A 12,383-nucleotide genomic window follows, 5' to 3' on the forward strand; every position below is an offset into this window, starting at 1 on the left:
CGGTGCACCGTGCACCGGACCCGGGTCGGGTTCTCCGCCTCCACCGCCCGCCGCTCCGACCGGCGGCGGCGCTCAGCCCGCCTCGGCGGTGGCCGCCCGGCGGTCGAACCACGCGCTGCGGTGGTCACCCGCCTCGCCACCGGCCCGGCTCTCGTACTGCGCGAGGGCCAGGCCGAGGCCGAAGAAGGTCGGTGCCCACTCGCCGACGAAGATGCCCCACCGGTCGGCCCGTTCGACGCCCGCCTGCTCGGCCTTCATGGACACCACCCAGCTCAGCAGGGAGAGCCCCACCGAGCCGAGCGCGGCCGCGTAGGCGTGCTCGCTGGTGACACCGGCTTCGTGCAGCTTGCGAACGATCATCATGGCGATCACTCCTCGTTCCGTAGGCCCCCGCCGACCACCGTGCACCCGGGCGCCCCCGGCCGGGAGTCGCATCGATTGCGCACGGCCTGGGCCGCAGACCCTTGGAAAAAGCTTTGCCACCGCAACGGGCATTACATCTATCGATAAAGCAACAGCAGATGTAACTTCTGCTACGCACCCCTCCCCACGGCGGTGCGCCCACCCTCCCCCACACCCAGGAGTGCCCCCATGCGCCCAGCCCTGTCCCGCCTCCGCTCCACCAGATCCGCCGCGCTGCTCGCGCTCGCCCTGACCGCCGCCGGGGCCGGGGCGGTGGCGTCCCCGCAGACCGCACACGCCTCGGTGACCCGCATCCGCCTCGGCAGTTCCTCCGACGTCAGCCGCACCTCCTGGAGCGGCCCCGCCTTCACCTTCAACGGCGACGGCGCCGTGGTGCCCGCCACCGCGGCCAAGGCGATCGCCGCCATCACCGGCGGGAGCGGCAGCATCGACGTGACAGTGCTCGCCGACTCCGCCTCCACCGGCACCAGCCAGACCCCCGAGTGCGACGTGTTCATGGGGCTGTCCGGCGTCAACTCCTGCACCACCGACGTGGTCACCTCCGCGGCCGACGGCAACAGCTCCCAGGTCAACACCGACGTGCGCAACGCCGAGTTCGTGTACTTCGCCGGTGGCAACCAGTGCGTCTACGCCTCCTGGAAGGGCACTGCGCTGCAGGCATCCGTGCAGTCCGTCGTCGCCAAGGGCGGCGGCTCCGGCGGCGGCAGCGCCGGGCACCACATCAACAGCTCCGTCGTCTACGACGCGTGCACCTCCAGCACCGACTCCGCCACCGCCCTGGCCAACCCGTACGACAGCAGCGTCACCTTCACCACCGGCATGTTCGCCTGGCCCAACTACGCGGACACGATCAACGACTCGCACTTCGTCACCCGGGACCGGATGGGCCGCACCATGGCCTTCGTCGCCCGCGCGGTCAAGGACGGCCTGACCACCTCCGGCAAGGCCTGGGGCGTGGGCGTCGAACAGGGCGGCGGCTCGCTGTTCCTGGACAAGAACGGGCTGGCCACCCTCTCCGGCGCGGACGCCTACGTCGTGCTCGGCGACCACCAGCCCGAGCAGGCCGTCCCCGGCCGCCCCCTCACCTACTCGAACTTCAAGATCTGGCACCTGACCGCCGGCCAGACCTTCGACTTCAAGAACCGTCCCACCTGCGGCTACTACACCCGCAGCGTGACCAACGGCACCCCCGACGCCAACCTCTACAGCGGCACCTCGGTCACCGACTGCAGCGGCGGGGGCGGCGGCACCGGCACCGGCTCCTCGTACACCGAGACCGAGCCCAACGACGGCACCGGCACCGCGAACGACATCACCGGCCTCACCTACCCGGCGACCGTCACCGGCAGCATGAGGTCCACCTCGGACCGCGACTACTACAGGCTGTCCCTGACCTCGGGTCAGACCGCCACCGTCACCTGCACGATCCCCTCCGCCTACGACGCGGACCTGTACTTCCTGAACGCGAGCGGCAGCACCCTGACCCGATCGGTCAACGACGGCAAGGGGGTCGGCGAGTCGCTGAGCTGGACGGCGACCGGCAGCGGCACCTACTACGCGGACCTGGAGGCGTACAGCGGATCGGGCAGCGCGACCTACTCCTGCCGCGTCACCAAGAGCTGACCCGGTTCGGACCGGAGGCCGCCGCGCCGCCCGGTCCGAACCGGACGGACACCCCCGGCGAGAACAGGACGCTCGCCGGGGGCCCGGACACGTCGACGCCCGCCGCCCGCAGCAGGGTCTCGTCGAGGTGCTCCACCTGCGCCTGGTGCAGCGGCCACGGCGGGTGCTCGACCGGCAGGTAGAGCGTGCGCCCGGCGGTGCGGGTGTGCAGTCCCCAGCGGGCGGTGAGGAAGTCGGCGAGCGGGCCGGGGCGTTCGAGGCGCGGTCCGACCCGGGCGCGCAGCACGCACCGGGCGCCGCCGCCCCCGGCCCGGCGCACCCGGGTGGCGAGGTGCAGCGCGTCGCCGTCCACCGTCCAGCGGGTCCGCGACCAGCGGTAGGGCAGCCCGAGCGCCGCGTGCGCCACCAGCACGGCGGGCAGCCGGGGGCAGTCGAGCGAGCGGAACACCACGCCGCGGCGGCCGCGCCCGTCGACGGAGTAGAGCCGGACGTTGACCTCGGGGAACGTCCCGACGTACGGAAGGGGCGTGCGGCCGGGCCCCAGCCGCTGCATGGAGAACGCGACCAGTCCCACCCAGGTGGTGCCGTTGCGGACGTCCGGGAAGGTGCCGGCCGGCAGCAGCGGCGCGACCGCGGCGGGGTGGACGGGCCAGTGCAGGAAGAGCACGTCGCGCCAGTCCTGGGACAGCAGCGTCGGCCGCACCGTCCGCGGGGCGCGGGCGGTCACCGGTTCGGGCAGCACGGGGTCCCCTTCCGTCCGGACGGGTCGGCGGCTTCCGTCCGTCATCGCCGTCGACCGGGCCCGCCGCCCGCGCTGCGGGGCCCCGGACCGGGACGGGTGCCGCCGGACGGGGCCCGGTCCTCGACCGCCTCGCGGAGCAGGTCGAGGGCGGCTTCGAGCGTGCGCGGACAGGCGAGCCCGGCCGGGTGTCCGTGGCGGTTCCACCCCGGTCCGGCCGTGACGACCAGGGCGTCGACCCGCGAACCGGCGGCTCCCCACGAGGCTCGGCCCACCTCGCGCGCGAGGTGCGGGTCGGCGGTGGTGCGGCCCTGGGCCCACAGCAGCACCGCCGAGGGGCCGAGCCGGGTGACCGCGTCGAGCAGCGCCCGCGGGGGCACCGCGGCGCCCAGCATCCGGTAGGGCAGGCCGTGCACCGCCATCCCGGCCGCCACGGCCTCCAGCGGGAGCGTGTGCTGCTCGCCCGGCATGGCGGCGAGCAGCACCGGCGGGGCCTCCCGGAACCGCACCGGGGCGACCGCCGCGGTGCGCAGCGCGGCGGAGACGTGCCAGGAGAGCAGGTGCTCGACCTCGACGTACTGCTCGCCGTCGGCGGCCCACTTGCGGCCCGCGGCGCGCAGGGCGGGCATGATCACCTCGGTCCAGGCCCGGACGGGTCCGAGCCCGTCCACGGCGCCGCGCAGGATCTCGGCCACCTCGGGCCCGTCGAGCCGGACGGCCGCGCGGGCGAGGCCCCGGCACTCGGGGCGGACGGTGCCGAGCGGCATCGCGCGGCTGCCGCCCGGGCGGCGCGCGAGCGGCCCGGTGCCCCCGGCGCCCTCCGCCGGGGGCGGGACGTCGTCGGGCACCGGGAGCGCGCCCGGCACGGCGGAACGCGCCGCCCGGGCCGCCTCCGCGGGCGGGATGCCGCGGGCGGTCAGCCGGCACATCTCGTCCAGCAGGGAGACGTCCTCGGGGTACCACCTGCGGTGCCGGCCCGGGCCGCGGTGGGAGGGGCCGATGCCGTAGCGGCGCTCCCAGGAGCGGATCGTGGTGGGCGACACGCCCAGTCGGCGGGCGACCGCCCCGGTGGGCACGCCGACGCCGGGGTCGACACCGGGGTCGACACCGGGGTCGACACCGACGTCGCCGGGGGCGGGCTCGGGGGCGGGGCCGGGGCGCGCGGGCCCGTCCTGGTCGCTTCCGTTCCTCATCGCGGGTGCTCCTCCGGGTCGGGGCGGGTGACGGTCATCTCGTCGCACAGGGCGCTGCGCAGGCGCAGCAGGCCGTCCCTCGTCCGGGACTTGACCGTACCCAGCGGCAGGTCGAGGAGGGCGGCGATCCGGCGCTGCGAGTAACCGCAGTAGTAGGCCAGGACGAGTGCCTCGCGCTGGCCCGCGCTCAGGGCGGACAGGGCGCGCCGGATCCGGGCCGCCTCCATGGTCCGCTCCACCTCCTCGGCGACCTGCTCCGGCCGCGCCGTCTCCTCCCGGAGGACGCGCTGCTCGCGCTCGCAGGACGCCCGGACCGAGCGGACCCGGTCCACGGCGCGCCGGTGGGCGATCGTGCACGCCCAGGTGGTGACGGAGCCCCGACCGGGCCGGTAGGACGGCGCCGAGCGCCACACCTCCAGCAGCGCCTCCTGGGCGACCTCCTCGGCCTGCGCCGGGTCCCTCAGCACGCGCAGCGCGATGCCGTAGACGCTCGGTGCGAGCTCCTCGTAGAGGCCGGTGTACGCCTCGCGGTCGCCCCGGGCCGTCCGGTCCACCAGGCCGCGCAGCCGTTCGGCGCGCGGCGGGCGGACGTCCTCGGGAAGGGACGGCGCGGGGGCGGGGAGGGAGGTGGATCTCATGGTCCGAACGTGCCGCGAACCGCTGCGCCCTGCCACTTGCAGTGTTGCTGCATCGTTTTCCGCGCGACCGGGGCGGAAGGCTGCCGCCCTTCCCGGTCAGGGCGCGGCGCTCCCGCGGGCGGCCTCGGCCGCCAGCACCTCGGGGAGGTCGTCGAGCCGGTCGAGCCCCGCGACGGCGCGGGCGGTGCGGTGGTTGGCGGCCAGCAGGGCCCGGTGGCGGTGGACGAAGGGCCAGTAGCCGGCGGTGAACGGGCAGGCCCGCTCCCCGCTCCGGTCGCCGGGCCGGTAGGCGCAGGGGCGGCAGAGGTCGCTCATCCGGTTCAGGTACGCACCGCCGCAGGTGTAGGGCTTGGTCGTCGTGGTGCCGCCGTCGGCGTACTGCGACATGCCGATCACGTTCGGGACCATCACCCAGTCGTAGCCGTCCACGAAGCTGCGGTGGAACCAGTCGGTGACCGCGGCCGGGTCGTAGCCGTGCTGCAGGGCCCAGTTCCCGAGCACCATCAGCCGCGGGACGTGGTGGACCCACCCGGTGTCCCGCACCTGGGCGAGCACGTGCGCGAGGCAGCGGGCCCGCACCGCGTCCGCGTCCAGTTCGGCGAACCAGTCGGGCAGGGGCGTGCGGTGGCCGAGTCCGTTGCGGTGCCGGTGGTCCTCGCCGAGGTACCAGTACAGCTGCCAGACGTACTCGCGCCAGCCCGCCACCTGCCGGACGAAGCCCTCAACGCTGTTGAGCGGGGCGCTCCCGGAGCGGTACGCGTCCTCGGCCCGGCGCACGCACTCCCCCGGGTCGAGCAGGCCGAGGTTCAGCGGGACGGAGAGCAGGCTGTGCGCCATCCACGGGTCGGCCGCCAGGACGGCGTCCTCCCAGCGTCCGAAGTGGGGCAGGCGGGCGGTCACGAAGTGCTCCAGCGCACGCACGGCCTCGGCGCGGGTGGCGGCGAAGCGGCGGGGACCGTCCCGTCCGACGAAGCGCACCTCGCCCGAGCGCTCCCACCGGTCGAGGTCGGCCCGCACCTGCTCGTCGATCTCGTCCTCCTCCGGCCACCACGGCGGCGGGACGGGGAGGACGGACCTCCCGCGCGGCGGCGGCTCCCGGTTGTCGGCGTCGAGGTTCCACCGGCCGCCGGCGGGCTCCCCGCCGGGTTCCAGGAGCAGGTGCTCGGCCCGGCGGACCCGCCGGTAGAAGTCCTCCATGAGCAGTCGCCGCCCCCCGAGGCCGTCGGCCCAGCGGCGGAAGTCCCCGAACGGCACCAGGAAGCCGCGCGGCGGGAGCACCTCCACCTGCGTCAGTGCCGTGACCAGGCCGAGCGCCGCCCGGGACGTCGGGTGGCGGACCGTGACGGCGCGCTCCCCCGCGGCCTGCCGCAGCCCCTCCCGGTAGGTCTCGGCCCGCACGTAGCGGGCCCGGTCGCCGAGTTCGGCGGCCCGGTGCCGCATCGCGGACAGCACCAGGTGGGCCTTGGCCCGGTGGAAGCGGCGGCGGCGGAACACCGAGCGCGCCTCGACGATCACCACGGGCGCGTCGGGCCCCGGCCCGTCCTCGGACGGGGCGAGGAAGTGCGGGCCGAGCTGGTCCCCGAAGAGCCAGTGCGGCCGGGCCCCGCTCACCGGGCCCGCCCGGCGGCGGCGGTCGGTGCGGGGCGCCGGTGGCGCCGCGGTCGGACGTCCATGAGGGGTCTCTCCTTCGCCGGGGAGGCGGGCGCCTCCACCCTCCAGGCTCGGCGCCCCCGCCCGACCCGGGAAAACCGCACCGCTCCCGCAGCGTTCCCGCAGCGGAGCGCCCGGGGCGGCCCGGTCTCCGGTCGGGTGTCACGACGCGTCCGGGGGAAGGCCCGGCAGCGGTCCTCCCGTGGTGATCGCCGTGACGGAGCGGGCCGCGAGCGACTGCCAGGCTCGGGCCCCGCCGATCATCGCGTGCCCGCCGCGGGGCATCGCGACGAACCGCACCTCGGCCCCGGCGCGCCGGGCCCGGGCCGCGAGGGCGCGGGAGGCGCCCGCGCCGGTGACGCGGTCGGACGGGTCGTGCAGGACGACCAGGCGCCTGCCGCGCAGGTGGTCCACCGGGTCGCCCGGCTCGCACCACGGCGCCAGCAGGACCGCTCCGCGGACCTGCGGGTGGCCCGCGACGGCGAGTGCCGCCCGCCCGCCCATGGAGTGCCCGAGCAGCACGACCCCGACGCCGGGCGCGTGCGCCGCGAGTTCCCGCAGGGCCCGCTCCGCGTCGGCGACGGGATGCGCGTGCCCGCCGTTCCACCCCCGGTAGCGGTACGCCACCTCGATCTCCACCAGCGACGGATCGGCCACCCGGCGCCGGACGGCCGCGCCGAAGGCCCGCATGCGCAACCTGGCCAGGCCCAGCCGGGGCTGGGGTGCGAGGCTCTCGGCCCTGCCCCCGTGCAGGACGAGCAGGACGGACCCGGTCCCGGGCGGGAGGCGGTCGGTACGGGCGGGCATGGGGTTCCTTAAGAATGTGGGGCGGTCCGGGGGGACCGGGTATGGCTGATGGGGTTTCTGCCGTTGATGGCTCCTGGAGAGTGGCCGCCCGGTTCTCCGGGACGCTCCGACCACTGATTGAGAACTGCGGTCATCGCTGGTTAAGGACCTGTCGGCGGAGTGTTCTCCGGGCCATGGACGGACTTGGTCAGGGTGGGACGGAGCAACGGGCGTGAGCACACCGCACGAGCGGATATGGGTCGGCATCGACGCCGGCAAGGGGCGCCACTGGGCGGTGGCGGTCGACGCCGAGGGTCGGTCGCTGTTTTCCACGAAGGTGATCAACGACGAGTCGCAGATCCTCCGACTCATCGCCGCGGCTCGGGAGAAGGCCGGCGAGGTCCGGTGGGCCGTCGACATATCCGGCCGGGCCTCCGCACTGCTGCTGGCCCTGCTGATCGCGGATGGCCAGCAGGTCGTCTACGTGCCGGGACGGACCGTCAACCGAATGACCGGCGCCTACCGGGGCGAGGGCAAGACCGATGCCAAAGACGCTCTGGTCATCGCCGACCAGGCGCGGATGCGCCGGGACTTCACTCCCATCGAGACGCCCTCGGAGCTGGTCTCCACGCTGCAGCTGCTGACCGCCTACCGCCGCGACCTGATTGCCGACCGGGTTCGGCTGATCAACCGACTGCGCGACCTGCTGGTCGGCATCTGCCCGGCCCTTGAACGGGCCTTCGACTACTCCGCCGCCAAGGGCCCGGTCGTGATGCTGACCGAGTACCAGACCCCGGCCGCGCTGCGCCGGACCGGAGTCAAGCGGCTGACCACTTGGCTGGAACGCCGCAAGATCCGCGGCGCCGACACCGTCGCCGCGAGGGCGCTCGAGGCCGCCCAGTCCCAGCTCACGGCCCTGCCCGGAGAGGCCCGGACCGCCAAGTTGGTGCACGACCTTGCCCACCAGCTCCTGGCCCTGGACGAGCGGATCAAGGACAACGACAAGGAGATCCGCGACACCTTCCGAACCGACGAACGCGCGCCGATCATCGAGTCCATGCCCGGTATGGGCCCGATCCTCGGCGCCGAGTTCGTCGCGATCACCGGCGACCTGTCCGGCTACCGCGACGCCGGCCGCCTGGCCTCTCACGCCGGTCTGGCCCCGGTCCCCCGCGACTCCGGCCGCCGCACAGGCAACCACCACCGACCCCAGCGCTACAACCGGCGCCTGCGCTGGCTGTTCTACATGGCCGCGCAGTCCGCGATGATGCGCCCCGGACTCTCCCGGGACTACTACCTCCGCAAACGCGCCGAAGGGCTGCTGCACACCCAGGCCCTGCTCTCCCTCGCCCGCCGCCGGGTCGATGTGCTCTGGGCGATGCTGCGCGACAAGGAGCCGTTCACCTCCGCCCCGCCAGCCGCGCAGACCGGTTGACACAGTCATTGAGATTCTCCTCCGTGGTCGGCCGCGCCGGTCGGCAGCCGGTGCTGCTCCCCGGCGGGCGGCGGCTTCCGCCGGAACGGCGGGGGGTGGCGACGGGCCGTCGTCCCGTCAGCTCCCCCACCGCTCGGCGGGCCTGACGGTCCCGTCCCCGCCGCCGGGGCGGCGGGCCAGGATCTGGTCGACGCCCATCCGCCCCTCGGCGAAGGCCAGCGAGCTCCCGGCCAGGTAGAGCTCCCACAGCCGCACCGTCGGCCGTCCGACCAGTGCGGTGAAGCGGTCCCGGTGTGCGGTGAGAGCGGCCCGCCAGGCGTCGATGGTGCGGGCGTAGTGCGGGCGCATCGCCTCGGCGTGCAGGACTTCCAGGCCGGCCGCTTCGATCAGGTCGACGGTCTGGCCGAGCGGGCGCATGTGCATGTCCGGGGCGATGTACGCCTCGATGAACGCGCCGCCGCCGGGCGCGGTGGCCCCGCGCGACATCTGCTGGACCAGCAGTCGGCCTCCGGGGCGCAGCAGGGCGTGCAGGCGGGCCGCGAAGGCGGGGTACTCGTCCCGGCCGACGTGTTCGCCCATCTCCACGCAGCTGACGGCGTCGTAGGCGTCCGCGACGATCTCCCGGTAGTCGCAGCGGCGGACGTCGACCAGGTCCGCGACGCCCGCCTCGGCGACCAGGGCGCGGGCGTGGGCGTGCTGGCGGGCGGAGAGGGTGACGGCGGTGACGCGGGCCCCGTGGTGGAGGGCGGCGTGCCGGGCGAGCGCGCCCCAGCCGCAGCCGACGTCGAGCAGGCGCGTGCCGGGGCGCAGGTCGAGCTTGCGGCAGATCAGGTCGAACTTGGCCTCCTGGGCGGCCTGCAGGGGCTGGTCGTCGGAGGTGTAGTAGGCGCAGGAGTAGGCCATCGCCGGTCCGAGCAGCAGGGCGTAGAACTCGTTCGACAGGTCGTAGTGGTGGCTGACCACCGCCCGGTCGCGGCCCCGGCTGTGCAGGGGCCCGCGGACCTTGGCCCGGCCGCCGGGCCGGGGCGGCGGCGGCCCGACGACGCCGAGCCGGGCGGCCGCGGCGGCCAGGGCGGGCCAACTGCGCGGCGCCGGGCGCCCGGGGGCCCGCCCGGCGAGGCCGCGCCGGACGGCGGAGAGGGCCTCGGCGAGGTCGCCCTCGACGTCGAGCTCCCCGCTGATCCAGGCGTCGGCCAGGCCGAGTTCGCCCGGCTGCCACAGCAGCCTCCGCAGCGCCCGGCGGTGGCGCACCAGCACCGTCGGCCCGTCCGCCGGACCGGTGGCCGAGCCGTCCCACAGCCGCAGGGCGAAGGGCGGTGGTCCCGCGAACAGCTCGTGCAGGACCGGTTCGAGCACGTCGGCGGCGCTCGCCCCCCGTCCGGGGGCCGGGGTGGTGCGGGTCGTGGGTGCGGTCATGGGTTCCCCTCCGCCGGACGGGCCGTGGCGCGGCTCCGTGGTCGTCTGCTCCCCTTGCTTCGGAGCGACGCCCGGTGCGGCTTGGTCCGGCGGGACACCGGCCGCTCCGGCGGGTCAGTTCCGGGAGACCCGCAGCGCCCAGGCGATCAGCGGGGCCTGGAGGGGCAGCCGGGCCAGGGCGGCGGCGCGCTGCGGGGCCGGGCGGTGGCGCCAGTCGTACGCCATCTTCACGTTGGCGGGGAAGACCGCCGCGAACAGGCCCGCGGCGGCCAGCGCCCCGGTGCGGCGGCTGCGCGGGTGGAGGACGGCGGCGCCGACGGCCAGTTCCGCGGCGCCGCTGATCCGGGTCCAGGTCCGGGGCGAGCCGGGCAGGGAGCGCGGGACGATCGCGTCGAAGGGCTTCGGAGCCGCGAAGTGCGCGATCCCGGCGGTCAGCAGCAGGCCGCCCAGCAGGCGGGCGGAACGGTCGGATGCCATCAGCGCTCCAGGGACGTGTCGGCGGAGAAGGTGCTACCGAACAGTAGCTTCGGCGGGCCGGGGGCGGAACACCCTCGGCCCGCCGGCGGTGTTGCCGGAGGACGGGCACCCGGGACGCACCGCCGGTTCCCCGGTCGGAGGAGTCGGAAAGTGCGACCAATCCGGGCCCACCGGGGCGCCGAACCGCAGATGTGACCGATGAACCGACTCCCCCCGCCGCCCCGCCCGGCCGCCGCCACCGCCTCCTGCGCACCGCCGGTGCGGCCGCGGTCGGCCTGGCGTCCGCGGCGGCCGCACTGGGGGCGGGTGAGCTGGTCGCGTACGCGACGGGGGCGCCGACCGCGCCGGTGATCGCGGTCGGGTCGGCGGCGATCGACCTGACGCCGACGCCGCTCAAGGAGTACGCGGTCCGCACCTTCGGCACCCACGACAAGGCGGTGCTGCTGGGCGGCATCTACCTGACGATGACGCTGCTCGCCGCGCTGGCCGGACTGCTGGCGGTGCGTCGCCCGCTCGCCGGGGCGGCGGTGTTCGGGGCGTTCGGCGCCCTCGGCGCCTGGGCGGCGCTGTCGCGTCCCGGCGCGGCCGCCGCCGACTGCGCGCCGTCGATCGTCGCGGGCCTGGTCGGCGCCACGGCCGTCCTGCTGCTGGCCCGGCTGTGGCGCCGGGCGCTGTCCACCGCCGCCACGCCGCGTCCGGGAACAGCGGAAGTCGGGGAGACGGTGGAGAGGCCGGAGGACACGGAAGCCGAAGTACCTTCACCACCAGTCGGGTTGACCAGCCGCCGGACGGTGCTCGCCGCCACCGCCGGGACCTTCACGGCGGGCGCGCTGGCCGGGTTGGGCGGACGCGCCCTGACGGACCGGCGCTACGACGTCACCGCCGCCCGCGACGCCGTCCGCCTCCCGGCCCCGGCCGCCCCGCTGCCCCCGCTGCCCGTCGCCGTGCACCCGAACGTCCCCGGCCTGTCGCCGTTCACCACCCCGAACGCCGACTTCTACCGGGTCGACACCGCGCTGACGATCCCCAAGATCGACCCGCGGGACTGGACGCTGCGCGTCCACGGCCTGGTGGACCGCCCGCAGTTGCTCACCTTCGACGAGTTGCTGCGCGAGCCGCTCGAAGAGCTCGACCACACGCTGTCCTGCGTCTCCAACGAGGTCGGCGGCCCGTACGTCGGCACCACCCGCTGGCTGGGCGCCGCGCTGCCCGCGCTGCTGCGCCGCGCCGGGGTCCGTGCCGGGGCGGACCAGTTGGTGGGGCGCTCGAAGGACGGCATGACCATCGGCACGCCGCTGGAGTCCGTCCTGGACGGACGCCGCGCCCTGCTCGCCGTCGCGATGAACGGCGAGGCGCTGCCGCTGGCGCACGGCTTCCCGTGCCGCAGCGTGGTGCCCGGCTTCTACGGCTACACCTCGGCCACCAAGTGGCTGGTCGACCTGGAGGTCACCACCTTCGCCGCCTTCGACCCGTACTGGGTGCGCCGCGGCTGGGACCGCACCGGCGCCGTCCGCACCGCCTCCCGGATCGAGGTGCCCGCGCCGTTCGCGAAGGTCCCGGCCGGGGGCGTCGACGTCGCGGGCACCGCCTGGGCGACCCACCGCGGGATCGCCGCCGTCGAGGTCCGCGTCGACGAAGGGCCTTGGCAGCAGGCCGAGTTGGCCGCTGATGCCGGGCCCGACCTGTGGCGCCAGTGGTCGTACCGCTGGCCCGCCGCGACCCCCGGCACGCACCGCATCGAGGTGCGCGCCACCGATGCCACCGGCGCCGTGCAGCCCGAGAGCCGCGCCGCGCCGTTCCCCGCCGGGGCGACGGGCTGGCACAGCACCGTCGTCACCGTCACCTGACCGATCGACCGACCACCATCCACCAACAGCACCACGTCACCCCAGCACCGAGGAGAGATCCGCCATGTCCGCGCAGACCCGCAACCGCCGCACCCTCACCGCCCTGCTCGCCGCCGGGGCCCTCGCCCTGACCCTGGGCGCGTGCAGCAGCAGCGG

General features: G+C 75.5%; 11 protein-coding genes. 3 read left to right on the forward strand and 8 right to left on the reverse strand.

The window, feature by feature from the left end; translation table 11 throughout:
• Nucleotides 1-72 precede the first annotated feature (72 nt).
• Nucleotides 73-360, reverse strand: a complete 288-nt coding sequence (locus QSK52_RS19475; RefSeq protein WP_285737380.1) for a hypothetical protein — start codon at nucleotides 358-360, stop codon at nucleotides 73-75.
• Between the two features lie 231 nt (nucleotides 361-591).
• Between QSK52_RS19475 and QSK52_RS19480 the strand changes: the two genes are divergently transcribed.
• Nucleotides 592-2,046 (forward strand): pre-peptidase C-terminal domain-containing protein, encoded by a 1,455-nt coding sequence (locus tag QSK52_RS19480; protein ID WP_285737364.1) that lies wholly within the window; start codon nucleotides 592-594, stop codon nucleotides 2,044-2,046.
• Here the strand turns inward: QSK52_RS19480 and QSK52_RS19485 are convergent.
• The 5 genes from QSK52_RS19485 to QSK52_RS19505 all read right to left on the reverse strand — a co-directional run bounded on the left by QSK52_RS19485 (nucleotide 2,033) and on the right by QSK52_RS19505 (nucleotide 7,073).
• Entirely contained in the window at nucleotides 2,033-2,788 is a 756-nt protein-coding gene (locus tag QSK52_RS19485; protein WP_285737365.1) for a YqjF family protein, read from the reverse strand. The genes QSK52_RS19480 and QSK52_RS19485 overlap by 14 nt on opposite strands.
• A gap of 41 nt (nucleotides 2,789-2,829) precedes the next feature.
• Nucleotides 2,830-3,978, reverse strand: a complete 1,149-nt coding sequence (locus QSK52_RS19490; protein ID WP_285737366.1) for a MerR family transcriptional regulator — start codon at nucleotides 3,976-3,978, stop codon at nucleotides 2,830-2,832.
• Nucleotides 3,975-4,616, reverse strand: coding sequence for a sigma-70 family RNA polymerase sigma factor (locus QSK52_RS19495; RefSeq protein ID WP_285737367.1), 642 nt, complete (start codon nucleotides 4,614-4,616; stop codon nucleotides 3,975-3,977). Before QSK52_RS19495 ends, QSK52_RS19490 begins: the two co-directional genes overlap by 4 nt.
• Nucleotides 4,617-4,712: 96 nt before the next feature.
• A complete protein-coding gene (locus QSK52_RS19500; RefSeq protein ID WP_285737368.1) occupies nucleotides 4,713-6,227 on the reverse strand; it encodes a cryptochrome/photolyase family protein in 1,515 nt (504 codons plus the stop codon).
• Between the two features lie 201 nt (nucleotides 6,228-6,428).
• Complete coding sequence (locus QSK52_RS19505) at nucleotides 6,429-7,073, reverse strand: serine aminopeptidase domain-containing protein (RefSeq protein ID WP_285737369.1); 645 nt, start codon at nucleotides 7,071-7,073, stop codon at nucleotides 6,429-6,431.
• Between the two features lie 211 nt (nucleotides 7,074-7,284).
• Here QSK52_RS19505 and QSK52_RS19510 point away from each other — a divergent pair, with 211 nt between their 5' ends.
• Nucleotides 7,285-8,487, forward strand: coding sequence for an IS110 family transposase (locus QSK52_RS19510; RefSeq protein WP_285737370.1), 1,203 nt, complete (start codon nucleotides 7,285-7,287; stop codon nucleotides 8,485-8,487).
• A gap of 117 nt (nucleotides 8,488-8,604) precedes the next feature.
• Here QSK52_RS19510 and QSK52_RS19515 read toward each other — a convergent pair whose 3' ends face one another.
• Nucleotides 8,605-9,903 (reverse strand): SAM-dependent methyltransferase, encoded by a 1,299-nt coding sequence (locus QSK52_RS19515; protein WP_285737371.1) that lies wholly within the window; start codon nucleotides 9,901-9,903, stop codon nucleotides 8,605-8,607.
• A gap of 114 nt (nucleotides 9,904-10,017) precedes the next feature.
• The gene (locus tag QSK52_RS19520; protein ID WP_285737381.1) at nucleotides 10,018-10,383 is read right to left on the reverse strand and encodes a DoxX family protein; all 366 of its coding nucleotides are present in this window, start codon (nucleotides 10,381-10,383) and stop codon (nucleotides 10,018-10,020) included.
• Between the two features lie 188 nt (nucleotides 10,384-10,571).
• Between QSK52_RS19520 and QSK52_RS19525 the strand changes: the two genes are divergently transcribed.
• Nucleotides 10,572-12,227: a molybdopterin-dependent oxidoreductase gene (locus QSK52_RS19525; RefSeq protein ID WP_285737372.1), complete on the forward strand. Its 1,656-nt coding sequence runs from the start codon at nucleotides 10,572-10,574 to the stop codon at nucleotides 12,225-12,227.
• The last annotated feature ends 156 nt before the right edge of the window (nucleotides 12,228-12,383 follow it).

Source organism: Kitasatospora phosalacinea (assembly GCF_030268885.1).
Taxonomy (GTDB): domain Bacteria; phylum Actinomycetota; class Actinomycetes; order Streptomycetales; family Streptomycetaceae; genus Kitasatospora; species Kitasatospora phosalacinea_C.